This window comes from Streptomyces sp. NPDC090798 (assembly GCF_044768965.1).
Lineage (GTDB): Bacteria > Actinomycetota > Actinomycetes > Streptomycetales > Streptomycetaceae > Streptomyces.
The window spans coordinates 56,357-81,374 of sequence record NZ_JBIVXA010000030.1 but is presented as its reverse complement, the minus strand read 5'-3'; the positions used below and the strand labels follow the sequence as shown (position 1 = coordinate 81,374).

The following is a 25,018-nucleotide window of genomic DNA, read 5'->3' as shown; positions in this document are numbered from 1 at the left end:
CGACCGTTGGCGCCGAATTGACCGAACTCAGCCGGGAGGGAGACGCCGGTGTCAATCTCGTCCTGCGTCCGGCCGGTGATGCCGAGCAGCAGGCCGTCCAGCGGCCCACAAACCAGTTCGGCGTAGGACCGGCCGGACTTGCGGGCTGGGAGCCGATGCTCAGGTGGCCTACGGTGCGAAGAAGGCAGCTGCCGCCTCCCAGAGGGCGCCGAGCGCGTTCCATATGGGTGAGCCCGTCTTTGCTCTGCCGCGCATCCTGGCCGGGCAGAGCCGGTTCATCGCTTGCGGATCCGCGGTGTGCGGAGCGGCACCGCGTGGGCCACAGGCTCCTCCTGGCCGGACCAGGTCAGCCACAGCTGGGTGGGCACGGGATGGACCATGTCCCCCGCCATCATGAACGCTTTGGCCTCGCCACAGGCAAGCTCCCAGCCCGCCGGCCGCTCGGTTCCTGGCGGCCAGTCACGCTCGCCAACCGTCACGGCCCTGGCCGGAGCCGACCCCTTATTGCGCAGGGCCCAGGTGTCACCGCTGACGTACTCGACGACTACGTCCGCGCGAGGCCGCTCGGCCTCCAGCCGAGCCCAGCGGTCCTCCTGCGCCGCTCGCCGCTGATCGGCGAGCGTGGCCTCGGCGGCATCTGCGGAACGGACCGCTGCATCAGCCGACTTGCCTGAGGCGTCTGCTGACCGTTTTCCGTCCTGGCGGGCCTTGATACTCACAAAGAGCGCCGCAGCCGACAGCGCGAAAGCAGCCCACGCCGGCGCATCTCCCCAGTTCATGCAAGGACCGTAGCGTGCGCCAGCTGGTCCGAACACCCGCTCCCACAGAGCCAGGCACGCCCAGCCATCTTCCCTCGCGCTGCGTCGGCTGCCCGCGGAGCGCATCGCCCTGGCAACCCCAGCCCGGAGCCAGTGGGTGCCATGCGGGCCACCTGTCAGCCGCTCGCGTCGGTCAATGCTGTGGTGAGGGTCGCGGCCAGTGTGAGCGTCGCGGCGAAGGCGAAGGCAGCTCGGGTGAGGGCAGCGGGGTAGGTGGCGTGGTCGCGGCGGGCAAGATAGCCGGCCGCTGCGCCGATGAGAACTGCGATCAGAACAGTCAGGGCGCAGGCGAGCATGATCACGGCGGTACGGTCGGACATCGGTGTCGCTCCTTTTCGACCAGGGCGGGTTGTCGTGGCCGAGTTTCGTGAAGCGGGTGTTCGCTGGGGTGCGGGCGGTTGAAGATGAACACCGGCGAACAGCACAAGGGGAGGGCCGACACGCGGGTGACCAGGCAGAATTTCGAGAACCCGGCGACGGCGCTCGCGGAGCTGCGTGCTCGTCTTGAGGCCGGGCTGGTTGCGGTGCATCTCAGTAAGAGCATGCTGGCCCGCCGGGCCCGGCTGGGCCGTACGACCGTGAATCTGCCAAGCAGTCCTGTTGCTACCTATTCCGCACACTCGGACATCCGAACTTGCCGATACTGGCGAAGAAGGCGGGCAAGACCGGCTACATCGAGCACTGCAAGGCCGCTCGCGTCGACGACGACAGCAAGGCCACCTCCGAGCTGACCGGCCGGGCAGTACGTGGATGGAGCTGGATGTTCTCTGCGCCAAGAACGGTTGTATCTGATGACAATGACTGTGCAGTCGTAGACTCGATCATGGAGTAGTGGTGCTGTATCTCATCTTGGTCGTGAACGATACTCACTCCTCCATTCCGTCGTAAGATCAGCCTCCGGTCAGACGGGGAAGTGCCGGAGGAGGAACTGCATGACCCCCGTCACCAACTGCATCCGGATGCGGGCTTCCTGGGCATCGGAGAGCCCCGGGTGCGAGCCGTTCAGGTGGGAGATGTCCCACAGGCCCTGAATCAGAGTGCCTCCATCCTTTTCGGGCAACGGCTGGCCGATGACGGCCGGACCTTGTCCGCCCTGGACATAGAGACTCTTGATCGCAAGGCCGCCCTGGTTGGCCCGACCATTATCCGTGTAACCCGCGTGGTCGATGGCCAGGTTGACGATCAAATCTTCGAGCGCTGTCCGGAGCTGCCCGTTCGACGACGGGTGATCCTGCTCCGAGAAGTTCTTCACCGCCGCCTTGTAGTGGCCCAAGGCCTGGATGTAGCCCCGCACCGCCAACTCGTGTTCAAGCGCGGTCATCTCTTCATGGAGAGGGACCCAGCTGGGGTCGGTGGGCAGGATCCTCGCCTTGTGGCGGAACCCGCTAAAGGCACCGAGGTCCGCTTCGGGCTGAACGATGAGCTCGTATCCATCGCTCCGGAGCGCTTCCGCGAGGTCTTCGACCAGGTCTCGGAGGTCCTTGCGGAGGTTGAACTCCACCAGGGCCCGAGCAAAGTCGAGAAGCGCCTGGTGCGCCTCGTCGCCGAGGATCTCATCGCGTGCCCTTTCGCGGGCATCGTTCAGGACGGCCCGCAGGAGCTCCTGCCGGTTCTCGTCTCTTCTGACGTGCTTGGACCAGAGGTTCGCTTCCATGATCAGGTCGAGGATGTCGGACTTCGGGAGCTCCTTGCCGATCTTGATCATTCGGGCGAGCGTCCTGGTGCTGAGGGTTGGCATGGCGTCCATCCTGCGGCTGCGGGACGCGGGCGTGCATCCAGGTTTCAGAGAAGCTGCTGACTTTCATCTGGCACCTGACGGTTATGCCTCAATTGTGCTTTCGGGAGGGCTAGTCCGGGCCGTTGGGCTCATGCCGTGGCTGCGGTGGATGGTCGGCTGTTCGGGGATCACGGGGCCCCAGCGAAACGGGGCCGGACCCCTCGAAGCCGCGAGTCTGTTCGCGCTTGCTGCGAAGGAAGGTGACCGCCAGGTCGATTCCTTCGATCTCGCCCTGCCAGCCCTCGGTGACAGCCCGCTTGCGGCGGGCCAGCAAGTCCTCCTCGATCTCGTCGAGGCGGGGCAGCATCCTGGGGTTGACGCTGAGTATCGGGCAGCGGATGCACGCAGATCGTGTTTGCGGGACTCGGCGGAGTGGTGCAGCAACGCCTCGGGGGTGAGGTCCTTCAGGTCGATGCCGAAGTCGGTCAACGCGCAGCAGACGTCCTGCCGTGCGACGGGCCTGGCTCATGGGCAGCTGGTTGCGCAGGTACTTGTTGTCGCCGGCCTCGTCGCCGACCGGCCGCCCCTCGTCGTGTCCGGACGCCCCCCATCGCTTCTGCCAGGTCATCCCGGGAAAGGCGGCGAGGTGGCCAAGAAGCGTTTTCCGACCTCACGTTGATGCGTGGTGAAGGACGAGGACGGCCTTCACGACGTCGGTGATTCGGTTGGTGCTGCAGTGGAGCTTCCGCAGCAGGCGCCAGCCCTTGAGGGTGGCCATGGCCCGTTCGCCGAGGCAGCGGATCTTGGCGTGGGTGGTGTTGTGGCGGCACTTCCATCTCTTGAGGCGGCGGCCTCGAAACGGTACCCGGACATGTCCGCTGGCTCCTTGGTACGCCTTGTGCGCCCAGCATTTGAGCCCTACTTCGGCGAGGGCGTCGATGATGCCGTGCTGTCGAGCGGCGGTCAGATCGTGAGTCGAGCCGGGCAGAGCTGGAGAGGCCCAGAGCAGCCGTCCGAACGGGTCGGCAAGGACCTGGACGTTCATGCCGTGGCGTTTGTGTTTCCCAGAGTAGTACGGGGTGTCGGCGGCGATGCGGTCGATCGGCAGCAGGGTGCCGATCGAGCATGACGAACGCCTTCGTCCGGATCGTCCTCATCGCCTCCTCCAGGGACGGAGCGAGGGTGGACAGGGCCTCGACGGCTTCACGTATGTAGCGGTAAACGGTCGCGATCCCGATGCCGAATCCGGCGGCGAGCTGGGCGTATGTGTCACCGCACCGCAGGTGGGCCAGGGCGAGCAGGGCCTGACGTGCGGCGGAAAGTCGCCGCCACCGCGTCCCGATCTCCTGCCGCCTGACCGCCAGTTGCCCGGTCAGGAACCGCAAGGTGCGGCTGGACAGATCAATCGAGGACGGGTAGACAAGCACGCGAAGCTCCTGGCGAACACGGGTGGTCTTGGTCGAGAACCCGTCTACCAGGAGCTTCGTCGTTGTGCAGGACTGTCCAACTCGCGGTCAGCACCGCCAGCTTGGAAGACACTCAGTGGCCAACTGGAGTTGCTCAGTCACATCTGGTGTGACAGAGCATTTGATTTGGCGAGTTGAGCCGGGGGCGGGCAGGCGGGCAGGGTACCGGCACAGCCTGGCAGCGGCTCGCGCGCTACGAAGGCCCCGCCCATCCATGCGTGGCCGGGGTGCCTTCAAGAGGCAGGCGTTCGCGGTAGTACTCCGAGTCCAACCACTCCTCGATCACGAAGAGCGGGCGCGACAAGCGCACATCCGCAATCTGCTGGGCCCGCAGAAGCAACCCGAGATCGGTCAGGGAGAGGGAGTCATCGGGGGTGTACAACAGGCAGTTGCCGTGCTCGGCGGCGTAGTCAAGGAGGTACTGGTGCGCCTGCTCGGGGTCGCGGCCCGCCAGCGCGAAGCCTGCAAGATAGACCTGCGGACCGGTGAGCGCATCCAACGCCACGCACGCCAGTTTGCCCGCGTCGTAAAACGCCGCCACCCCGTCGGCGAAGTCTTCCCGTCGGTACGGGCCACCCGCACGTTCCTGGGGCCCTGAGACCTGGAGCGCGTCGGCGACCTCAGCCGAACTCATCCCAAACCGCAGCGGTCCCACGCCAACGTTGGGCAGCGACTCCCAACGCTCCCGTTCTTCGCCAGCCCTCACTGTCCCCACCCTTCATCTGGCCGGCTCACAGCCGTACCTTCGCTCCTGGCCTGGCATGCGTACGCGCCCAGCGGCCAAAGTGCCAACTAACACCTACATACAGGTACTCCGAGGCGAACCATCCTCAGGAGATGACGGCCCGCTGACCAGGGAAGAACGCCCGCCGAACGCTCAACTCGCCAACCCGGGCACTCACTCGCCAACTGAAGCGCCCGACCACTTCTGGGGCTCGCGGGCTGTTCAGGGCGCGGCCTCTACAGGTCGAACTCCAGGTGCTCGATGTCGGTGAAGCGGACCTCTTCCAAGCTTCCGGCGCGGCGGCCGCTGTCCTGGAAGTACACCTCCTTGAGTGCTTCGGCGGCGATCTCCCGCAGTTCCTGATCGCTGGCGCCCTGCTGCTGGGCGTCGAAGAGGCGGGCGGCGTAGCGCGGCGGCAGCGCGACGGTCAGGTGCCGGATCCGGTTCTGGTCCGTCGACCCGATCGGCGCGGTGTAGCCGAGCCGGGCTCGGGTGTCGATGACGATGCCGCCGGTGTTTGCCGCCTCCTCCCGGGCCTTCGCCCGGATCTGCGGCTGCCACCGCGCCTTCACCTCGCGCTCCAGACGCGCGGCGAGGTCCGGGCGCGGCTTCTTGAACTGGTCCTTCACGTAACGCTCCACGGTGCGCTGGGACACCCGCAGCGTCTGGGCGACCGCCTTCGTCCCCTTGAGCTGCTTGACCAGATACCGCATCTGCGCGCCGGCCGACTTCGGGACCGGGCGAGTGAACGCCTTCTGCACCGCCTGGTCCAGGCCGTCCCTGAACATGCCCATGCCCGCCTACTCCCCGCTGTCCTTGTCAGTGACGGTGCCGTCCTTGATGTACCGGGCGAGGTTGAGCTCGGGGGCATTGAACTGCTCGCGGACGCCCTCGCCCCACAACACGCTCTGGGTGCCCTCCCACTTGACCAGACCGGGGTTCACTCCGAGCTTGAAGCCGCCCGGCAGCGGCTTGCCCTCCCGGTACGGCAGGAAGTCCAGCGGGCTTTCCCCGTCGACCGCGTACACGGCGCAGTCGGAGAGGATCGCGACCGGGTACTGCCCGGTGAAGGCGGCGTGCTTGAGGATCTTGCGGTGCATGTTGATCCGCGTGCGGGAGATGACGGCAGCGCGGATGTCGGGACGCCAGGTCGGCCGGGACAGGGCCCGCCACGGCTGCCCGGGCTTCCAGCCCTCGCCGCGCGGGCGCTCGCGCAGCTTGCCGAGGCCGCCCTTGACCGTCGCCTTGATCGCGGACACCACGACCGCCAGCTGCGGGTCGCGCTCCTTGTAGCCGTCCATCGCCGCCAGGAACTCCTGCGGCGGCACGTCGGCTGGCACCCCGAGGTCGGCCATCGTCGCGACGTACGCGTCGCGCAGCCGGTTGTACCAGGCGTCCAGGTAGCGGCCGTTGTCGTAGCGCACCCACGCCTCGACCGGGCGCACTTCGTAGCCCAGCTCCACTGCGTACGCGACGGTCGGCGTCGCGTACCAGGCCGGGCCCTGGGGCCGCTCGCCCTTCGGCGTGAACGGGCTGGGCAGCAGCTCGCCCTCCAGGTCCACCCACTCCTTGCCCGATTTCACGCGGGACAGGTCGACGTGTGAGAGGTCGACCAGCCACGAGCCGGGCAGCTTCGGGTCAAACACTGGGCTCTTCACCCGGGTCGGCGCGCCGAGGCCGACGACCGTGCCGTTCGCTCCGGCGGCGAAGGCCATGTTCACGTCGATGCCCACCAGGTTCCGGTGCATGCATTCGGCGTCGGTGAGCGGGCGCGCCCAGTCGTACGCCTCCTCAAACAGCTTCTCCGCCGGGCCGCGGACGTGGAAGCGGGGCAGGTTCAGTTCGTTGAGCACGGGATGGCCGTCGGGGGCCTCGCACGGTGCCGGGTCGACCGGGTCCTTTCCCAGCGAGCCGGGGTTGTGCTCGCTGTGCCGCACGCCGTGGGCGTCCGGTTCGGACGCGCGGGTCGGCGGGTGTAGCGCGGTCATCAGCTCCAGGCCGGTGACGGCGGTGGAGCCGCGGGGCGTCATCACCCGGGACGCGTACGTGCCCAGGAGCCGGGCGAGTTCGGCCGGCGGAAGCTGCCCGGCCTCGCCCCAGTGGCGGGTGCCGAGCGCGTGCCAGGACGGGATGCACATCTGGACGCAGGCACGCTCGGAGCCCTGCGCCGGGCGGTAGATCCGCGCCCACGGGCCGAACCCGCGCTTCGTGAGCTTCCAGTCGGCGCGCGCGAGCTGCCTGATGGCCTTGTGCCCCTCGGGGAGCCGCCCGGCAAGCCGCTCTTTCTCGGTGAGGGCGACCGGCAGGCCGTAGCGCTCGCACGCGGCCTCGGTGAGCACGAGCAGCGGGTCGGCGTCCTTGCCCGGTCCCGACAGCTTCGGCTGCCCCAGCTTCGCCTCCTTCAGCGTCCAGTCGACCAGCGCCGGGATCGACTTGGCGGGCACATCCAGGACCAGACCGTCGACGCAGTACGCGACGACGTTGCCGTCTTCGACGTCGACGACGGCCAACGGCCCGTTCTCGAAGCGCGGGTCGACGCCCGCCGGAGTGTTCGCCGGGGCCGCCTTCTTCACGCCCGGGCGCCGCGATGTCGCCGACGGCCTGACGGCGCGCACCGGAGGGGACGCGGCAGCCGCAGCCGCGGTCTTGGCGGGGCGGGGACGGGTGTTGCCTTCAGCCGGCAGGGCCACAGCCCCGGGCGCCGGATTTGCGGGCACAGTCCGCGCCTCCGCCGGGGCGAGGACGCCGGTGAACGTCTCGCGCACCGCCGTGTCCTGCACGGGCGCAATGGTGTTGGAGGCAACAGGGAAGCGCGCCGCCAGGCCGTCCAGGAGCCGGGCGTAGGCGGCCCGCTTCGGTGGCCGCGGCTCACTGCGGCCGGTCTCCCAGTTGCCGACGGATTCCCGCCGGGCGTCCAGCGCCTTGGCGATCTGCCCCTGGCTGAGGCCCGCGGCTTCCCGTAGACGCTTGCGCTCCGCCGGGGGCGGCAGAGGGTCCTGGGCGACCTGTTCCAGCAGTGCGTCGACCGCGCCGAAAAGCGCGTCTTCCTCGTTGGGCACAGCGCTCACCTCCGACCCCACCCTACTTCAATCACTCATGGATTTCTCCTCGATTTAACATCGATCGCTCATTTGATGCTAAGTACGCCGCAGGTTCTTCCAGGAGGAGCGGTGACAGAAAACTCTGTGAGCAGGAGACATTCGACGTGCTGCACCGGGCGACCCTCCCGTCGGCGGACCAGGGCGCCGTCCCGCAGCCCCGGCCAGTCGTGGTCGTGGTCGTCGTCGCCGGACAGCCCGGCACCGGGAAGACCCAGATCGCCGACCTCGTACAGGTCCACGACCTGTTACGCGACAAGACCCGTCGGGCACACGGCCGCAGCACGGAGCCCACCGCGGCCGTGGTCGACGCCCAGAGCGTGAAGACCTCGGCAAACGGCCGAGACCAGCCAGGGCATCGACGCCGGCAAAAGCAAACCGTCGTCTTCGGGCGGACCGGCATAGGCACTGTTCGAGATCTCGGCTACGAAGGTGCGGTACGGCTCGGGCAGCGCGACACCTTGTCGTTCCTCCCAGGTACGAAGTGCCTGCCCAGAGGCTGTCGCCGTACCTCAGCAGGAATCGCCGCCTGCAACAGGGCTATCGCCGAAGTCGTGTCGGTCATCGCCCACTCATACCACCAGCTGCCGACACCTCACCCCCGCCTTACCGAAGGCCCATCATCCGCATCAGTCGCTGTTGTTGTTCACGGTGACGTTGTGGCTCAGTTCGGGACGCAGGACGAGGCCGCGCAAGCCTGCGATGGAGGCGATGCCCCAGCCGATGACGGCAAGTCCGGCGGCAACCTGTCGTGCGGGACCGGCTGTTCCCGACCACACCATGACGGTGGTGGCGGCACCCCACAGGATCCAGGTGAGCCGTGCTCCGAAGGCCCCGGTGAGGAACGAGAAAGCCAGCAGCCCGGCGCCGGAGGCAACCCAGACCAGGTGCAGGGTGGTGGCGGTGACAGGCAGTCCCGCGGTGTGGGCATGCAGGTAGGCGCGGACCGGCCGGTCGACGGTGGCGGTCAGCCCGCTGCCGTCCCAGGCTTTCGCAACATGGCTCGAGAGCGCACTCAGAAGTGCTCCCGTCGCGGACATTAAAACTAGGAAGGCTGGGATGACCACCGCGGTTTTGATCCACAGCGGTGTCTGGCGCCACGGGCCGGTCATGGCGTCGGCGACTTCCTGGCGCCGCGCATCGAGCCAGTCCCGGTCGGTGAGCACAAGGCGAGGGCGCGGTGCGGCATCGGGCTGCTGGCGGCGGGGGGCTTTCAGGTCAGCGGCGAGGCTGCCGATGGCGTCCTGCAGCATCGGCAGGACGCGGCGGTCTTTGCCCACGACCGTGTAGGCGGCCAACGCGGCAGCAGCCGGGAGCAGTGCCAGCAGCCACCAGGAGCTCCACCGGGTGGCCGTGAACAGGCTGAAAGCTGCCGTAGCGGCACCCGCGAGGGCGGTGAGGCAGCGCACAAGGCGGTCCGACAGGCTTTTGGCGCTGAAGCGGATCTGCCGGGCTAGCGGTTCGCCCCGCAGAGAGCTGCGCAGCACGGGCCACAGCCGTCGTGCCGGCTCCCACGGATCAGCAGTCAAGACCAGCCCGCTCACCGCGAGCAGGACCAGGAGCGGTGCCCATCCGGGAGCGCCGGCGTCGGTGACGGCGAGCAGGGCGACGGCTGTGGTCATGAGCAGCAGGCATCCCAGGGCGCGGCCCAGGAGGTGGGTGGCGGTCTGCCAGCGCTGGATGATCTGGGTGGCGGTGCGGCGGGGCGGGGTCAGGTCCCATTCGTCGCGGACTTCGTCCCGCAGGGCCTGGCCTTCGTCGAGGAAGCCGTGCACGGTGTCGAGCATCTGGTCGAAGTCGGCTCGGAAGAAGGCCTCTTGAAGGTCTTCGGGCATGGGTGGCAGGAGGGTGGGGTCGCTGTCGCTGCGCGGGGCGGGTGCGGTGGCGCGGAGACGGGCGAGCTGTTCCTCAAGTTCGTCGCTGCGCCGGCGCAGGCGGCGGGTGAGCTGTTCGGCTTCCTCGCGGCTGGCGCGGGCGCGCCCCAGATCCTGCTGTGCGGTGTCGAGTTGGTAGGTCAGCCGGGCCAGCTCCTGCTGAGTCTCCTGGCCCTGGTGGTTTTTGAGACCGCTCATGCGCTGCTGGAGGTCGACGGTGAGCATGCTGAGGGCTGTGACCATCTGCTGGGCGCGGTTGCGTTCCTGGGTGAGGCGGTCGTTGCGTTCGTGCGCCTGGGTGAGTTGCTCCTGGGCCTGAGCCGCCTGGTCCTGGGCGGTGGCTGCAACGCTGGCAAGCGCGGCCGCCGCGGCTTCCTCGGCGGGCCGTGGGGCGGGCAGATGGGCGGAGGGCGGCGCGGGATTCTTCGCCTTGTGCCAGAGCGCCAGGGCCTCCTGGCGGCGGATCTCCCGCTCCAGGGGCGTTGTGAGCGCGTCGACGGCCTTGACGATGAACTGCTGTGATGGGACCTTCTTGCCGCTGAAGAACTCCGAGATCGTGCTGCGGCCGTAGCGGACAGACGGCTCGAGGTCTCTCAGCTGCTTGCCGGAGCGGTCCAGCAACTGCCGCAGATAGATCGCCAGAGCCCGCCCCTCGACCGTGTCGGCCTGCAGGTCGCCCCATCCCCGGCCGGCCTTCTTCTCCGCCATAGCCCCCCTCCCCCACGGCAGCGGCGCACCGATGATGCAGTGCACAGTTCGCTGGCGGCCCAGCGTACGAAGATCACGCCAGAGACGGCAGGGCGTCAACCAGCCTCCCTAGGACACGGATGGCCGGATCACTACGGGCCCGGCGGCGGGTGGACGGTCCGGCGCTGCCGCGCCATGTCCGCAATTCACCAGGCCAAAGGCGCGAACATTGTGTCGGACAAAGCAGGCGGAGCAAGGCTGTGAACAGTCCCGCCCGTCTCGTCCCCACACCTGTTGCCTGGAGTCGTCCATGACCCGCCCCGCTGCTTCCCGCTCCTCCCTCTCCCGCCCCCGCGCCCTGTCCGGGCCCGCCGCTCCCGCGCCGCTGCCCGCCACACGGACCAGCCGGCGCCGTACCGCTCTGCCCCGCATGAGCGAACTCGCCATCGACCAGTCCACCGCCGGACGCATCATCGACCTACGCCGCGACCCGCAGGCCCCGCACAGCCTGCCGCGCGGCCTGGCCCACGGCCGCTACCGGTGCTGCGCCTGCGGGGCGCAGCTGATACTCACCGGACCCGCCAGCGCCGGCTCCCACTTCACCCCGCGTTTCCGTCACCACGGCAGCCGGCCCGGATCCGACCGCTGCGGCGCCCCGGCGCAGCAGCAGGCAGACGTCCAGGCCGACCTCACGCGCGTCCTCGACCTGCGCGACCGGCTGTCCGCCCTGCCCGGTGTCGCCGCATGGCTGCAGATCAGCCCCGGCCAGGTAGGGCAGCGCTGGGAACTTCCACCGGCTCTGGTCGTGCGCCAAGGGGACGAGACCGCGGTCATCGAACGCCCCCGGCGGCTGCTCTCCCCCGCCCTCGTGGACCAGCAGATGAAAGCCGTGCGCGCGCAGTACGGCGCCGGCACCCAGCACTGGTGGATCTTCGACCGTGAAGACCCCGTCCACTACACCAGCGCCGGCAGCCTCTCCGTCCGGCCACGCGGCCAAGCCCTCACCCACCGCAAAGTGCAGCCCACCCTCGCCCAACGGCAGATCAACGCCCTGCGCGGCGCGGTGTGCTGGCTCGCCGAGGACACCCTGCTCATCCCCTACGGCGGCCACAACCACCAGCACGCCGCCCGGGAAGGAGAAGACTGGAGCGGCGACATGGCGTCCTGGCGCCACGACTGGCGCATCTCCCGCCCCCGCCCAGCCGGTGAAGCCGACTGGTGGGGCCTGGTCCCCCTACCGCTCTCCGCCCTCGGCCGCCCCGCCGGCCAGCGCCTGGCGGCCGCGCTCCAGGTCATGGCCGACCTCGCACACGCCGAACAAGGACGCGAACGCCACCGCCGCAGCCTCGCCCGCAACCACACACAGCACTCCACAGTCCGCAGCCGTCCGCCCCAGCAACTACAGCTGCCCACCGCCGACGAAGCCCGAAGCGAACCAGCACCCCCGCACACGGCCGTGACACCGACCACCCGCTCTGAGACGACCGAAGTTGTCATGCCGGAGTCCGCTACCGCGCGCGCTGCGGTACTTGCCGTGGCGCCGACCGGATCGCTTCCGCGTCGGGCCGCCACGGCGCCCGAACGCCCCGCTAAAAGGCGCAACCGCTTCTCCTGGCTCCGCCTCCTGTCCCGCCGACGACGCAGCAACGGCCAAAACAACCCGACAGCTCAGACCGAAAGCTGATGCCAAAACCCGTGGGCGCCAGGCATGACATCCCTGGCATCCGAGGGGGACCGGGTCGGCGCCGCACGTCGAGGCAACCTGCCCGTCCTCACCGGTGAGCAGGTTATGGACGTGCCCCACAGGCAAACACGGACGCCCTGACTTGCAGCGTTGAGGTTGAAAAGCACCTACTCAGCGCCGCACACAGTCCACGTAGAAGTGTGTGGGCCACCCCTCTATAGGGAGTGCCTCGAAGCCGTCCAGAGATGACGCCACTACTCGCCAATGCTTGATCTCGCTAGATGCCAGTGGCTCCAAGGCATTTTCACCACGTCAGATACCCAGTCGAGACGGCCTGACGATGTCACAGAAACAGCATGTAGTCACTGGCACCAAAGCGTCACTTCACAGAGGGAGAAGGAGCTAGGAGTGACGCGCCTTCTTCCTTCCAGCTTCCCGTCATTTCAGTTCTCCGAGAAAGGAAATGACGGGAGGAAACTAAGCCTGAGGAGCTTCGGGTTCTTGCACTATCATTCGCGCAATCTCTCGCAATATTCGATCAAGCCGAATAACTCTATGGCGGTTAGTGTCCGCCAGAAAATATAGGTACGCAGCCCGTCTCTCCCTATCCATTCGGACATGGCGCACGCACAACAGTAGAGCCACCATTAGCAGGATCGCTGTTCGTCCTGACCTTGGGATAGCTGTATCCACAGTAAAAGAAATAAGCTCACTGACCAGTGAGTCCCACGGGCCAGATTCATCCACCACCATTGCCAGCCAACCCAGCCACGTACCCCAATCAAGATAGCTATCCAAGGGAATGACCGCCTCTAAATCATTGCCCGTGCCGATAGGACTATCGGAGAAATCTTCTGCGCAGTGAAGCCAAATAGCTCCTGGGGAGCCTTCGGACGGAGAAAGCACTCCGTCGACTAGCACCTTCTTCACAGCACTGACCGAGTTAGCGGGTCCCCAAGCACCACCCCAGCCATACAGGCTCATCAATTCCCAACCAGCGACCATGAGCGCCAGTAGCACACTATTCCGGGGTGAGGAGCCGTCAGGGCAGAACACTACGTTCCTCTGAAGCACTAGATGGAGAGCCGATCGCACATCCTCATGCAGGTCATTCAAGAGCAGTCTCAAAGCCTGAGCAGCATCGAAGAGTTCTAGGTCGTCGGTGAACTCATACCAGCGCGGCAGTTCAGCAGTACCTGCCAGCATGACTACAACGACCTCTTGCTCCAGCAGTCCCCTTTGGATTTGTCGCCGTGCTAGCTGCAGTTGCTGCTTAAGGCCACAGCGCGCTGCGGCGAACACTCCATTTAGCTTTGCTTTGCCACCGGGCAGTTGGGCAAGCGTGGAGATCGATCGGAGAGATGTCGGCGAATCGATGCAGTTCGGATCAATCAGGGCGAACAGATGATCCAAAGCATCTTCCGCATGCTCGCTACTAAAGATGGCCAGCGACGCTAGTGCAGTGAAGCGCGCTGTCTCGTCTGGGAAGAGCGACCGTTCTTGAAGATAAGTCTCTAGCTCATCGGTAGGCCAAACTTCTTTGAGCACTGTGAGAGTATTTTCAAGATCGAGGAGATCACGGTCCTCTTCGAGAAGCTGCTCTCTTAATGCCAGCGCGGCCCGTTGCGCCCGCCCATCCCCCAGGCGAATCAGAGCACGCAATGCGTCACATCGGGTCTCCCATGGCTCGGTAGCTGACTGAACGATTCTCGTTAGCTCATGGCCCGCAGTATCTGGTCGATGCGCGGCAAGGGCCGCCGCCGCCGCGTAGCGTCGTTCATTTGGCCTGCTCGCTAGTTGTGTAAGCGTGTTCGCAATCTTCGGATGACGAATGCGGGCTGCAAGCGACCACCAATCGGGTTCAAGGTCGGGGTCGGTTGCATCCAGCTGAGTGAGAAACCACTGAGCATGCGTGTCATCGAGGAGGGGACCTTCTGCAAGGAGGTGGGCGGCAACGAGGCGATCTGCGGGCGTGCCCTCCTCCAGCCTTTCCAGCAACTCTTTGGCGAGATTGGTCGAGCGGTGGGCGGCGTGGATGAGTGTGGCCAGGGCGGCCTTGTCGTGGCCACGGGCTTGGCTGATGACCGTGTGCCATGCGGGTTCGTCAAAGAATCCCGAACTGGGGAGTTGTCTTGCTCGGTACTCAGCTGCGAGATGCTCGGCGAAGCTGTTGTGCAGAAACCGTACGTCCGTCGCCGTGCGCAGCAGCATTCCTGTGCCTGCGAGGATTCCCCTGACGTGCTCAGGCCAGCCGAGTACTAGACGGCTAGCAGGTGTGTCCAGTCGGTCGTCCAGCCAGCTCAGTGCGGTGCGGGTCAGGCTCTCGACGCCGCGTCCAGTTTGAGTGACAGCCAGATAGTGCAAGAGTGCCTCGCCGCGTTGTGCGGCCAACTCGCGGATGGCGGGGGCGCCCTGTGGATTACCATCCACGGCGTCCTCCAACCATTGCCACTGCTCGCGCAGTTGAGGTGCTTTGGACCGGGCCAGATGCCTGCGGTACTGCTCGTAGAGCAAGTACTGGTTGCCCGGCAGTGGGCTGTCCGGGTACGCCTCGTGGACGACGGCTGTGATAGTGGCGAGCAACGGTACGCGTACCAGCGGGCCGAGGCACGCGCGATCTACCTGACGTAGGTAGTCAGCAGCGACTTCCGCGTCGCCGAACCAACGCGTCGCGAAGTCGATCAGGCGCGGCCGGTCGAAGGGTTCGAGCGCATAGGGGGTCAGTCCTGCAGTCTGCAAAGCACTGCTTTCGCTGGCGGGCAACGGGCGTGTCGTGACGAGAAGTTGGGCGGCGCCTTGCTGGCGCTCGGCGAAGCGGGCCAGGCTCAGCACGAACGCTCGGCGCGCCCCAGGTTCGACGATCTCGTCGACCCCGTCCACGAGGGCAAGCCAGCGCATGCCTTCAGGCAGCGCGGCAGGAATCAGGGCGGATTCGATCGTTTCAGGTCGTCGAGCGAGTTCGGTGGCGGTCATGTACACGGGAACGAGCGGCGGAGGCGTGTCTCCTTCCAGCCAGGCAGCTGCAAGGCCTCCTGCTAGCTGACGTAATAGGGTGGACTTGCCGCCACCAGGTCCGGCGACGACCAGGAGATGTCCTGGTTCTTCCGTGACCACGTCCTGCGCGGCCCGGGCCTCCACGCCTGTTGTGCCCCCATTGTCGTCGGAGTCGATGACCTGCCGTACGTAAACTTCTGAGAGGCGGGGCAGTCGGCCTTCTGGAAGCAGGTAGGGCACACTGTCGCCATCTTCTTGCTGCCGTGCGAGGAGCTCGGTAACTGTGTCGGGCAGCTCTGGTGGCGGCCCAGTCCGCACAGCGCCGGGAGGGAGTGGCGGCTGGGGCGGTGTCCCTGGGAAGCCGCGGCGGGCCCAGGCTCCGATGGCAGCGTGGTATTGCTCCCAGGCTTCGAGGTCGGACCGGCTGGCGCCACACAGCTCAAGGATCCTGAGTGCCCGGCGTAGCAGTGCTTCTGTCAGACCGGGGAACCGGGTCCCCGACAGTGTGTGGCTGATGGTTGTCTCAGAGTAGGGGGAGGCCTTCGCGAGGCGCTTGCGCGACATCCCCGCCGAGGTGGTCCAAGCGCGCAGCCCTGTCGCGTATGAGTGTCCCGGCTCGTCGGGGCGCACCGGCCCGGCCGGGCGGCCAGGCGACCGCCTCGGGCTGTCGGCGTACTCGCTCAACTCTCGCCCCCCTAAACCTGCTTACTCTCCACAGAATGCCGCTCATTCCGTGCCGCAGGCCAGTAAAAGCAGCTCAGAGGCTCGGGAAATCCGCTCGTTGGCCACAGAATCGATCACGGGTGTGTGCTGGTCTCACGGTCCGACTCTCACTTCCTGGAGCTGCACGTGGTCACCAGCCCCACCCCGTCCCTTCTCTCGCGAATGCGGGGTGCCGCCGTAAGCGGTTCCGCCACATCGACGGTCACCTTGTCGGCCGCGGCAGCGTGGAGTGGTAACTACATCCCCGCCGTCATCGTCGCCGCGCTGCCTCTGTGCGCTTTCCTTTTCGTGGTCTGTCCCGCTGTGTGGAGCCGCGACACAGGACGACGCCGCGCCGCGCTGACCGTGCTGGACCGCCTACTGGGACGGGATGAGGCCAGGAGGCCTCGTCGTCGTGAAGGTTAGTGAAGGGTGCTCCACAAGGGCCGAGACGACCCTCGACAGGGGAACTGAGGTGGCGGTGGCACCGCGTGACGTCACCCTGGCCATACAGACGGTTCAGGAGGCCCTGCTCGCCCCCCGTAGGTATCCAACCGGGTTCCCGTCCGGGGCCCGTTCAGCCCCTGCGTGATTCACTCCACCGGTCTTCCGACTCGGCGGCACCACCGCGACCGCTTCAACAAGGCGGGGTGCCTTCTGCGCACCGCCAGCTTCGGACTCCTGGGCTGGGTCGACACCCTGGCCGCCCTGATCACCGCTTCCGCCGCGACCGGCTTCGCCGGCGCTCTGTTCAACCCCGCCGTCCGCGCCTACTTGGCCGCCTAGGCGGGCGAATGGCGCGTGGACACCTTCGCCACCCTTTACGTCTACTACCAGGCTGGCATGCTCCTCGACCCGCTCGTCGGACTCGCCTTGCTGGCCGCCGACTTCCGCCTCGTATGCACGGTCGCCGCCGCCATCTTCGCCGCGCTCACCCTGCTGCAATGGCAAACCTTGCCTGCGCACAAAAGCGCCTCGGCGGGCACCGGAAGGCGTACTGGCTATGGCGCACGTTAGTCGTTCCGGGCGCCCGGGCGGCAGACCGCCCGCGCTGTGCAGGGCCGCACCGACACCTTGCGGCACCAGACTTTGCATCCGTGCTCTGGCCCCGGAGACATCCCGCGGAGTCGATTTGCCAGCCGGCGAGAACGGCCTGCAGCGGACCCTGGAGAGTGGTCACAGCGGCGGCACGGCCGGTCGAGAAGCGAGCGGGTTCACTTCTCCAGGCGCTCGGCACGGTCTCGCGACGTCTCAGCGGCGCGGCGTGCTGCTGTGCGGCATGGTCTGTTTCCGCGGCTCGGTTGCGTGCGTTGTCGAGGTCGTTTCGGATCCGGCGTCTCAGCTTCACCACGGCGTGAAGTTGCTGGGCCAGTTCCGTCGCGCGTTCTTCAAGTTGACGGAGTGTTGCTTCGGTCCGCCCGACGGCCGTCTAAACCTCTTGGTGTTCCTCCTCTCGCTGGCGGCCCTGCTGTTCGGCCGCTTGCGCCTCGCGCTGGGCCTGGGCGCCTCCTGGCCCCCTTCGTCTTCAAGGCGCTTCCCTCGAGGAGCCTGGTACTGGTGCCGTCTGGGCGGCCTGGCTTCGGCGGTGTCTTGCGTCCACGTGCTATGTGGGGTGCAGGGGCTGAGCGGGCGGATGTGCTGGCGACGGCGGCGGCCGCAGTGAATCCGACGGGAGCAGCGAGGGCTTTGACCTTGCGCTGCGTGGCCTCACCGAGGGGATGTCCGGCCTCAGCCCACGGGCTATCACCGGCCAAATCAAGCAGCTCGGGACAAGCTGCCGCCCCACGCGTATGCGCCATGTTTGACACCGACCCATCTCAGGCGCTGACGGCCCCGGTACGAACGGCGTATTCCTTGAGGCCGGGGAGCGCGACGGAGCCGTACACGAGGTCGGCGGTGAGGGCGCGGACTGCGGGTCGGCGGGCTTCTTCGGGGGCCTGGTGTTCGATGCCGCGCAGTGCGGCGTAAGTGGCCCGTGGATTGTTCAGCTGGTGCCACATACGGGCGGTGTCGGTGTAGAAGCGTGCCCGGCGTTCGGCGGTGGGCAGTCGTGCGGGGTTGATCGAGTCGGCGTACCTGATGCCTTCGTCCGGGGTGCCGAGAGCATTGTGAATACCGATGCGGTACAGCGCGCACTGCTGGGGACTGGCGTCCACGGTGAACAGCCCGGCGTCGGGGCCGGCGGGCAGGCGTTGGGCGCTCTGGTCGGCTTCGTCGGCGAGGTTCAGCGCGGTGGTGCGGTCGCCGGTGACGGCGGCGCTGTACGCGGCGGTCAGCAGCAGGCTGGTCCGGACGGCGAGCGCGGACGGTGCCGGTGTTCCCCGTTCCGCGCCCAGGGTGGTGGCGGTGTGGGTGAGCAGGTCGACGGCTGTATGTCCGCGTCCGGAGCGGCGCATGGCGATGGCGAGAACGCGGGCGGCTTCTCCCACGGGGGCGGGTTGTCCGCTCTCGCGGGCGGCGCGTAGGGCGCGATCTGCGGTCACCCAGGCGGTGTCCGAGTGGGCCTTGACGGTGAGTTCGGATGCCAGGACGTAGGCGCGCGCGACGATCGTGCTGGCGTGCTCGCGGCGGGTGCCGCTGAGTGAGTCGCGGGTTGCCTCGGCTGCCGCGATCAGGGCGGGGAGTTCCTCGCCCAGACTCGTGTAGCGGGCTTCGCGGAAGTCGCTGCGGGCTGCGGTGAGCGCGAGGGACAGCCGGTCCAGGGGCATTGGCTCGGCGGTGAGGGGCTGGAACAGCGCGGATTCCAGTACTGCGGCGGGGTCTGTGGCGGTGCTGCTGTCCGCGGCAGCGGCCGTGGTGGCGGTGGAGGCCAGGGTGGCGCCGAGGCCGGCCGCTCCGGCAAGGAAGTTTCTGCGTCGCACCGGGTCGTCCTCCTGCTCCGCCGGGGCCTGGTCTGGGGCCACCCTAGTGGCCGGAAGGGCCAGGTGAGCCGACCTTGCCGCTTCCTGCGGTCCGGGTCGCCCGGGTGAGGAGGGGGCGAGTCCGAGTTCCTCCGGGGTGATGGTCAGGATGCGCGCGATGCGGATCAGGATCTCCCAGGGCGGGGTCAGTTCGTTCTTCTCCACTCGGCATACCCAGGCCGCGGAGTAGCCGATCATCACGCCTAACTGGGCCTGGGTCATCCGGGGTCGGCGGGCATTGCGGCGGCTGCGGATGAGCACCCCCAAGTCCACTGCGACCACGGGCAGAACCACGGGATGCGGCGGTAGGGCGTGGATGCTCATCAAGCCTCCTGGACATGCCCTGCGTGGGGATATTCACGGTATCCGCCAGGGCCGGGGCAGGCTGGTCGTCTTTGCCGAACTTGCGGATCCTGCAAGTCGCTTGAGGATGCTCCCGGCCTTGTATCGGGGTGGTCTGCCGGGGCGGTTTTCTGAGGGCAGCCGGCCATCGTGAGCCGGACGGTTCGTCTCAGGAGGTTCCTGATGCCGCACACCACCACCCAGTCCTCGGAGCCGGGCAGCGGGCTGGTCCGCGCCCGCCGTCAGATCAACGCTGCCCGGGCCCGCGGGGCAACGCCGTCAGACGGCGGCGGCACCGGCCGCTCGGACGGCAACGACTAGCCGAGGACGGCCTGAAGCGATGACCATCGTGTCCATCGCGGAGCGGCTGGGCCAGGACGGGTTCCTGGCCCGGTCGCTGCACCGCGATTACCGCCACGTCACCCAAGCCGTGGACGCTCCCGGCTCTCTCGTCTCCTTCGACGTTCTCAACGAACTGATCGCCTCGCACCGGCTGGAGCCGCCACGGCTGCGTTTGTCGGCCGACGGCGAGGTCCTCCCCCAGCACCGTTACACCGTGCCCGTCACCACACGACGGCACACGGTGTGGCAGCGCACCCATCCGGCCGAACTGCACCAATGCCTGTCCGGCGGCGCCTCCCTGGCGATCGACGCGATCGACGAACTCCACGAGCCCGTCGCCGACCTCGCTCAGCACCTGGAGAGCTGGCTGCGCACCCGCATCCAGGTCAACGCCTACGCCTCATGGACCCCGACTGAGGGATTCGGCATCCACTGGGACGACCACGACGTCATCGTCGTCCAGGTCGAGGGCGCCAAACGCTGGCGGCTGTACGGCCCGACCCGGCAAGCCCCCATGCACCACGACGTCGCCTTCCCCGAGCCGCCACCGGAGACACCGGTCGCGGACGTCGTTCTCAACCCGGGCGACGTCCTGTATCTGCCGCGCGGCTGGTGGCACGCGGTCACCGCCGACCAAGGCACCGCCTCCCTGCACCTGACCTGCGGAATCGGCCCCCACACCGGCGCCCACCTGATCGGCTGGCTGTCGGAGCGGCTACGCACCCACGGCCTCGTCCGAGCTGATCTCCCCCTGCACGCCTGCCCCGGCGCCCAGGAGGCGTATGTGGAGTCCCTGCGCAAGCTGCTGCTGGACGCTTTGGACGAGCCGGACCTGATCGGGCGGTTCGCTGCAGCCCGGGACGCGGAAGACCTCGGCCGACTGCGCCCCTCTCTGCCCTTCCTCAACGGCGTCCCTGCGGATCCGGACCTCGCGGTGCGGTTGACCACCGGCCGAGCCCGGCTCACCACGGCCCGCGATGACGACGGTGCGGAGGTGATCCGCTTCACCGCGGCCGGACAGGAGATCGACTTCGCCCCGGCCACCGCATCGCTGCTGCGCCGTCTGCTCGAAGGCGGCTGGTGGACACTGGCCGATCTGGCGACTGCCGCCAGCCTCTCCGTGCCCGATGCAGCCGGCGTAGTGGGTGAGCTGGTGGATGGTCAGGCTGCCTGCGTCCGGGCCGGTCACCGGTGACCGCCGCGCTGGCGCTCGGCACGTACCGGCTGCGGGACGTGGCCAGCGCGGTCCGGTACGCCGCCGCCTCCGGAACTACGTGGCTGGACACCGCGCCGAACTACCTGCACGGACGCGCCCAGACACTCCTTGCCCCTGTCCTCGTCGAGCACCCACGCCTGCAGGTCGCGACGAAGGTCGGGTTCCTCACCCCTCAGAACAGGGAAGCAGTCTCGGCCGCGGGCGTCCTCCCGCCCGGGATGCGCTACAGCCTGCACCCTCGGTACGTCCGGTGGCAGGTGGAACGCAACCGGCACGAACTCGGCCGGGACCGCGTCGAGACCGTCCTTCTCCACAATCCCGAACGCGTCGGCGAGGCCTCACTCCGACAGGTCCTGAGGGATGCCTTTTCGGTCCTCGAACAGGAAGCAGCCGCCGGGCACCTTGTCTCGTACGGCGTCGCGACCTGGACCGGGTTCCGTGACCGGCTGTTCACCGTCGCCAGCCTCGACGGCCTCGCCACCGAGGCGGCCGGCAGTCCGCAACATCATCTGAAGGCCATTCAGCTGCCGGTAAGTCTCGTGATGGACTCAGCACTCGTTGCGGCGCTGGACGGGCACGGCCCGATCGCCGACGCTGCCGCCCGACGATGGGACGTACATGCCTCTGCGCCCCTGCACGGCGGAGAGTTGTTAGCCCTGGCCACCGCCGAACTCGCCGCCCTGCTCCACTCCTCGCTGAGCATCGCCCAGGCCTGCCTCCTGGCCGTGGCCTCCTGCCCCGGCGTCTCAAAAGTGCTGCTGTCTGCCTCGACTCCGGCACACTGGGATGCCGCTCGCGCAGCCCTCGACGAGCCGCCCCTGCCCGCCGAGACCCTGCGGAAGGTCCTGGATGTACTCGCCCCCCACCACCTCGACTGACGAACAGCGCGCCCTGACCGCCCAGTCGGCCGCCGCCGACGCCCTCGGCATCACGGTCACCGGGCCCCGTCAGTGGGGCTACCAGGGCCGCACCCTCGGCCAGCAGGCCCACCACCCACAGCACGGGGCCTGCTGGCTGCGCCTTATCTCCGCCCCGGCCAGCCAGGCGAACGGGAAACTCTGGGACGGCACCGCAGAGGCCGCGGCTGCCTTCCCCACCGTGCACAAACCCGCCCTCCACGCCGTCCATGACCTGCGCTACGGCGGCCTTGTCTTCCGCGCCGAGCTGTCGGAATTCGTCGCCAGCCCGACCTGCTCACCCGAGCCCATCCTGCGTGCCGAACTGGACCTGGCCCCGGCATGGTGGACGAGCCTGCGCACCGACCTCGACACCATTGCCGCCACCCGCACCACCCGTGTTGCCGTGCGACAGGAATGGATCTCGCGAGCCGTCCCTCAGCACGCCCGAGTTCCCGCACCGGACATCGCCAACTGGGCCACGGCGCATGGCGACTTCCACTTCGCCAACATCACCGCTGAACCCGTCATCCTGGACTGGGAAGGCTTCGGCGCCGCCCCTCTCGGCTACGACGCCGCCATGCTCTACGCCTACTCCCTTCTCGCCCCGGCCACGGCCGCCACGATCCGCCGGGAACTACCCATCCTGAACACCCCAGCCGGCAACACGGCCCTTCTCGTTGTCGCCGCTGACCTCCTGCAGTCCTGCTCCCGCGGCGACCACCCCGAACTTTCCGACCCCCTACGAGCCCTCGTCGCCTCCCTCACCTGAGGAACCACCGCTCTTACGGGGCCAGGACCTGATGCACAGTGAATACAGAAACCCGGGGACCGATACGCAACAGTTGCGGACCGTAGCTGAGGGAGCTGCGGTACACCGCGCCGGTGCGCCCTCCAGCGGCAGGCGCCCAGCGGGCCATCCGAACGGGTGGACTTCTGAAGGCTCGTCCCAGACCGATCCCCCCGTTGCTTACCGTCACCAGTATGGAGGTCGAATACCTACGCCACGGCGTGCCTTTGGCGGACTACCCGCTGACCAAGGCCGACCACCGTCGGCAGCGAGAGGCTGTGCAAGTCCATGAGTGGGTTCAACGCCAACTTGCCAAGGCCCCTCCCTGGTCAGACAAGCACTTGGAGGAGATGCGCCAGCTCCTCGGGCCTCCGACTCCTCCGTGGGAACTGCAGCGGTGGCGGCTGCGCTTGTACTGCGGACACGTCATCGAGGCAACCCGTAACCGGAACAACCCCCGGCCCGATGGAGGGGGCCGCGACGAGGAACGCTGCCCAGAATGCGGACTGAACCCCGCAGTGATCGTCGCCTTCGAGCCCCTGGGACCTGCCGCCGAACCCCCAGCGGAAAGCCGCTCCCTGATGTCCAGTCGCTCCACACGGCAACCGCCCGCAGATCGGCGCAGCAAGGCCGAACTGGTAGCCGAGAACAACGCGCTGCGTGCGGAACTGGAGGTCCTGCGAGATCAGGCATAGCCCGCCTGCGGGCGGGGCTCGGTCGAGGGCTGAGACGGTCTGGGCCAAGCGGCAGGCCGTTTGACCCAGAGCCCGGCGATTCAGCCTGGCCCCGTCAGTCGAGGTCTACGTGTGCCCGTCCCTTGCCTGCGGTGACAGTGGCAAGGGTGCGGCAGGGTGATCCTCAATCCAGGACAGGCCTCCGATGTCGAGCCGGCTGCGGGTACGGGTGACAGCGACGTAAGCGAGGCGAGCTTCACCGTCGTCGATCGGGCCAGGCACCGCGCGGCCGGTGTCGTCCAGCTGGTCGCTGTCCTTGGGCGGGGTGAAGTCGTCGGCGATTTTCACCCGCGCCCATTCACGCCCCTTGGCCTTGTGGGCGGTGGAGACGGTGACCTCGGCCTGCTGCTCGGGGACGAGTTGAGCAACAGCGCTGAGGATGGCGTCGGTGCCGTGGGTGTCGACGAGGTCGACCAGGGGCTGTAGATCACGTCCGGCTGGGTCGTGGGCGGCGTAGTCCTGCAGGTCGCCCCAGGAGGGGAACAGGACCAGTTCGGGATGGGTGGTGCGGCGGCCTTGCTTCAGGTCACGGGCGGCCAGGGCCAGGGCGCGCAGGCTGTCTCCTCCCCCGACCAGGGCCACCCGGTACCTGGTGGCCAGCAGTTCCATGACCTGGGCCATGGCGCCGACGTTGGTGCGGCACAGCACGGCGTCGGGCCGGTTGACGGGCCCGAGTTCGGTGGGCACGGTCTCGGTGCCGGTGAGGCGGAGGGGGGCGTCGGCGATGGCCAGCCACCGGTTGGCCTCCTCGGCGAGCCGGGGGCCGAAGCGGAAGGACTGTGACAGGGCGAGCTGGGTGCCGTCGAAGCCGGTCATGACGTCTTTGGCGCCGCGCCAGTCGTAGATGGCCTGGGCGGAGTCGCCGACCATGACGAGCTGGGCGTGGCTGCGCTGGGCGAGGAAGATCTGTTCGACGACGGGGTTGGTGTCCTGGGCCTCGTCGAGCAGGAGGAAGTCGGTGTCGATTTTGGGCCGGGTGAGGGCCCAGATTTTCAGGTAGTGGTCGTGGTCGAAGCGGACTGCGCCGTCGTCGGGGTGCTGGAGGTCGCCCCACGCTTTGCGGGCGAAGGGGACGAGGTGGGCGGCGAGTTGGGTGTGCAGGCCGGGGTCTTCGAGGCCGCGCAGGTGGGGGACGTGGTGGCGGGTGATGGCGGGGTCGGCGGTGTGGCAGAAGCGGGCCACGGTACGTAGGGCGGCGTTGGAGAGGGTCTTTTGTGACAGGTCGCGTTCTCCGATGCGGATGGCTTTGGTGATGCCGAGGGCCTGTCCGGTCTGCCAGGCGGGGCGGCGGGGTGAGTTGAGGCGGCGGGTGTAGCGGTGGCCGACGGCGGCGTAGGCGAGGGCGTGGGCGGTCTTGCAGCTGACGGTGGCTGGGAAGCGGGTGCGCGCGTCCTGGGCGATGGCCCGGTTGTAGGCGAGGTAGCGGCCGCGGCGCGGGGTGGCGTGGGCGAGTTCGGCCAGGGTGGTGGTTTTGCCGGTGCCCGCTCCGGCTTGCAGGGCCAGGTGTTTGCCTGCGTGGAAGGCGTCAGCTGCGGCTTGCTGCTCGTTGGTGGGGGTCAGCACGGGGCTGCTCCGGGGGCGTGGGTGAGAGCGCGGCCGAGGGCTGTCAGGAGGTGGGGGGCGGTGGTGCTGGCGAGTAGGTGCTGGACTGCTCGGTCGAGGCGATCGGCCTCTGCGCTGGTGTGCCGGGCCAGGGCCTGGTGGAGGGCCAGTTGCAGGTAGAGGCGGAGTGGTTGTCCCGCGCCGTCGGCGGCGGCTTGGAGGGCAGCGTGTGTGGCGGGTGGGAAGTCGACGTTGAGCAGGATCTGGCCGCTGGGGTCGGGGTAGTGCGTGGTGATCACGCCGATGGGGAGCTGGCTGCTGATCTGGTGGCGCAGTCGGTTGAGGGCCTTGCTTGGGGTTTTGGCGGGGACCAAGGCGAGGAGGTGGGTGGCGTCGTGGTTGGCTGCGAGTGGCATCGTGCGGGTGGCCTGGTGGAGTTCGGCCGAGGTGAGGGGCCGGGTCAGGGAGATGTCCAGGGCGTGGTGCGGCATC

The 25,018-nt window shown here is 67.9% G+C and carries 18 protein-coding genes and 2 pseudogenes; 7 read left to right on the top strand and 13 right to left on the bottom strand.

What is annotated here, in order from left to right; translation table 11 throughout:
* Positions 1–275 precede the first annotated feature (275 nt).
* From ACIQTP_RS41580 to ACIQTP_RS41540, 9 genes and pseudogenes are all read right to left on the bottom strand, one after another.
* Positions 276–779 (bottom strand): hypothetical protein, encoded by a 504-nt coding sequence (locus tag ACIQTP_RS41580; RefSeq protein ID WP_403409990.1) that lies wholly within the window; start codon positions 777–779, stop codon positions 276–278.
* Between the two features lie 155 nt (positions 780–934).
* Positions 935–1,138, bottom strand: coding sequence for a hypothetical protein (locus tag ACIQTP_RS41575; RefSeq protein WP_403409987.1), 204 nt, complete (start codon positions 1,136–1,138; stop codon positions 935–937).
* Between the two features lie 581 nt (positions 1,139–1,719).
* A complete protein-coding gene (locus ACIQTP_RS41570) occupies positions 1,720–2,523 on the bottom strand; it encodes a hypothetical protein (RefSeq protein ID WP_403409984.1) in 804 nt (267 codons plus the stop codon).
* 142 nt (positions 2,524–2,665) lie between these two features.
* Positions 2,666–2,902: a recombinase gene (locus ACIQTP_RS41565; protein ID WP_403409981.1), complete on the bottom strand. Its 237-nt coding sequence runs from the start codon at positions 2,900–2,902 to the stop codon at positions 2,666–2,668.
* A 303-nt stretch (positions 2,903–3,205) separates the two neighbouring features.
* Positions 3,206–3,962 (bottom strand): annotated as a pseudogene (locus ACIQTP_RS41560) (transposase family protein).
* A 232-nt stretch (positions 3,963–4,194) separates the two neighbouring features.
* Positions 4,195–4,635, bottom strand: a complete 441-nt coding sequence (locus ACIQTP_RS41555) for a hypothetical protein (RefSeq protein WP_403409978.1) — start codon at positions 4,633–4,635, stop codon at positions 4,195–4,197.
* 326 nt (positions 4,636–4,961) lie between these two features.
* Entirely contained in the window at positions 4,962–5,519 is a 558-nt protein-coding gene (gene tpg / locus ACIQTP_RS41550; protein WP_403409975.1) for a telomere-protecting terminal protein Tpg, read from the bottom strand.
* Between the two features lie 6 nt (positions 5,520–5,525).
* Positions 5,526–7,784: a telomere-associated protein Tap gene (gene tap, locus ACIQTP_RS41545; protein WP_403409972.1), complete on the bottom strand. Its 2,259-nt coding sequence runs from the start codon at positions 7,782–7,784 to the stop codon at positions 5,526–5,528.
* Between the two features lie 668 nt (positions 7,785–8,452).
* Positions 8,453–10,405, bottom strand: coding sequence for a helix-turn-helix domain-containing protein (locus ACIQTP_RS41540; protein WP_403409970.1), 1,953 nt, complete (start codon positions 10,403–10,405; stop codon positions 8,453–8,455).
* A gap of 289 nt (positions 10,406–10,694) precedes the next feature.
* Between ACIQTP_RS41540 and ACIQTP_RS41535 the strand changes: the two genes are divergently transcribed.
* A complete protein-coding gene (locus tag ACIQTP_RS41535) occupies positions 10,695–12,068 on the top strand; it encodes a hypothetical protein (RefSeq protein ID WP_403409967.1) in 1,374 nt (457 codons plus the stop codon).
* 477 nt (positions 12,069–12,545) lie between these two features.
* Here ACIQTP_RS41535 and ACIQTP_RS41530 read toward each other — a convergent pair whose 3' ends face one another.
* Entirely contained in the window at positions 12,546–15,041 is a 2,496-nt protein-coding gene (locus ACIQTP_RS41530; RefSeq protein WP_403409964.1) for an NACHT domain-containing protein, read from the bottom strand.
* Between the two features lie 1,368 nt (positions 15,042–16,409).
* Between ACIQTP_RS41530 and ACIQTP_RS41525 the strand changes: the two are divergent.
* A pseudogene (locus tag ACIQTP_RS41525) lies at positions 16,410–16,763 on the top strand (MFS transporter); the annotation flags it as partial.
* Positions 16,764–17,581: 818 nt separating this feature from the next.
* Here the strand turns inward: ACIQTP_RS41525 and ACIQTP_RS41520 are convergent.
* Positions 17,582–18,988, bottom strand: coding sequence for a helix-turn-helix transcriptional regulator (locus tag ACIQTP_RS41520; protein WP_403409961.1), 1,407 nt, complete (start codon positions 18,986–18,988; stop codon positions 17,582–17,584).
* 201 nt (positions 18,989–19,189) lie between these two features.
* Here ACIQTP_RS41520 and ACIQTP_RS41515 point away from each other — a divergent pair, with 201 nt between their 5' ends.
* The 5 genes from ACIQTP_RS41515 to ACIQTP_RS41495 all read left to right on the top strand — a co-directional run bounded on the left by ACIQTP_RS41515 (position 19,190) and on the right by ACIQTP_RS41495 (position 22,945).
* Positions 19,190–19,327, top strand: coding sequence for a hypothetical protein (locus tag ACIQTP_RS41515; RefSeq protein WP_352054419.1), 138 nt, complete (start codon positions 19,190–19,192; stop codon positions 19,325–19,327).
* Positions 19,328–19,346: 19 nt separating this feature from the next.
* Positions 19,347–20,543: a cupin domain-containing protein gene (locus tag ACIQTP_RS41510; protein ID WP_403409958.1), complete on the top strand. Its 1,197-nt coding sequence runs from the start codon at positions 19,347–19,349 to the stop codon at positions 20,541–20,543.
* A complete protein-coding gene (locus ACIQTP_RS41505; protein ID WP_403409955.1) occupies positions 20,540–21,442 on the top strand; it encodes an aldo/keto reductase in 903 nt (300 codons plus the stop codon). Before ACIQTP_RS41510 ends, ACIQTP_RS41505 begins: the two co-directional genes overlap by 4 nt.
* The gene (locus ACIQTP_RS41500; RefSeq protein WP_403409952.1) at positions 21,414–22,232 is read left to right on the top strand and encodes a hypothetical protein; all 819 of its coding nucleotides are present in this window, start codon (positions 21,414–21,416) and stop codon (positions 22,230–22,232) included. The genes ACIQTP_RS41505 and ACIQTP_RS41500 overlap by 29 nt, the downstream gene beginning before the upstream one ends.
* Before the next feature lie 212 nt (positions 22,233–22,444).
* Entirely contained in the window at positions 22,445–22,945 is a 501-nt protein-coding gene (locus ACIQTP_RS41495; protein ID WP_403409949.1) for a hypothetical protein, read from the top strand.
* A 105-nt stretch (positions 22,946–23,050) separates the two neighbouring features.
* On the opposite strand, the gene ACIQTP_RS41490 is transcribed toward ACIQTP_RS41495, so the two are convergent.
* On the bottom strand, positions 23,051–24,544 hold the full coding sequence (locus ACIQTP_RS41490) for a UvrD-helicase domain-containing protein (RefSeq protein WP_403410080.1): 1,494 nt from the start codon (positions 24,542–24,544) through the stop codon (positions 23,051–23,053).
* Positions 24,541–25,017 carry a hypothetical protein gene (locus ACIQTP_RS41485; RefSeq protein WP_403409947.1) on the bottom strand — a complete coding sequence of 159 codons (477 nt, stop codon included), beginning with the start codon at positions 25,015–25,017 and terminating at the stop codon, positions 24,541–24,543. The genes ACIQTP_RS41490 and ACIQTP_RS41485 overlap by 4 nt, the downstream gene beginning before the upstream one ends.
* Position 25,018: the final 1 nt, after the last annotated feature.

What these genes read in the sequence shown, in the direction of transcription:
- ACIQTP_RS41565 (WP_403409981.1), bottom strand. Translation starts at nt 2,902, where the DNA reads ATGCTGCCCCGCCTCGACGAGATCGAGGAGGACTTGCTGGCCCGCCGC.
- ACIQTP_RS41540 (WP_403409970.1), bottom strand. Translation starts at nt 10,405, where the DNA reads ATGGCGGAGAAGAAGGCCGGCCGGGGATGGGGCGACCTGCAGGCCGAC.
- ACIQTP_RS41495 (WP_403409949.1), top strand. Translation starts at nt 22,445, where the DNA reads ATGGAGGTCGAATACCTACGCCACGGCGTGCCTTTGGCGGACTACCCG.
- ACIQTP_RS41530 (WP_403409964.1), bottom strand. Translation starts at nt 15,041, where the DNA reads ATGACCGCCACCGAACTCGCTCGACGACCTGAAACGATCGAATCCGCC.
- tpg (WP_403409975.1), bottom strand. Translation starts at nt 5,519, where the DNA reads ATGGGCATGTTCAGGGACGGCCTGGACCAGGCGGTGCAGAAGGCGTTC.
- ACIQTP_RS41575 (WP_403409987.1), bottom strand. Translation starts at nt 1,138, where the DNA reads ATGTCCGACCGTACCGCCGTGATCATGCTCGCCTGCGCCCTGACTGTT.
- ACIQTP_RS41515 (WP_352054419.1), top strand. Translation starts at nt 19,190, where the DNA reads ATGCCGCACACCACCACCCAGTCCTCGGAGCCGGGCAGCGGGCTGGTC.
- ACIQTP_RS41485 (WP_403409947.1), bottom strand. Translation starts at nt 25,017, where the DNA reads ATGCCGCACCACGCCCTGGACATCTCCCTGACCCGGCCCCTCACCTCG.
- ACIQTP_RS41500 (WP_403409952.1), top strand. Translation starts at nt 21,414, where the DNA reads ATGTACTCGCCCCCCACCACCTCGACTGACGAACAGCGCGCCCTGACC.
- ACIQTP_RS41570 (WP_403409984.1), bottom strand. Translation starts at nt 2,523, where the DNA reads ATGATCAAGATCGGCAAGGAGCTCCCGAAGTCCGACATCCTCGACCTG.
- ACIQTP_RS41510 (WP_403409958.1), top strand. Translation starts at nt 19,347, where the DNA reads ATGACCATCGTGTCCATCGCGGAGCGGCTGGGCCAGGACGGGTTCCTG.
- ACIQTP_RS41580 (WP_403409990.1), bottom strand. Translation starts at nt 779, where the DNA reads ATGAACTGGGGAGATGCGCCGGCGTGGGCTGCTTTCGCGCTGTCGGCT.
- ACIQTP_RS41555 (WP_403409978.1), bottom strand. Translation starts at nt 4,635, where the DNA reads ATGAGTTCGGCTGAGGTCGCCGACGCGCTCCAGGTCTCAGGGCCCCAG.
- ACIQTP_RS41520 (WP_403409961.1), bottom strand. Translation starts at nt 18,988, where the DNA reads ATGAGCATCCACGCCCTACCGCCGCATCCCGTGGTTCTGCCCGTGGTC.
- ACIQTP_RS41535 (WP_403409967.1), top strand. Translation starts at nt 10,695, where the DNA reads ATGACCCGCCCCGCTGCTTCCCGCTCCTCCCTCTCCCGCCCCCGCGCC.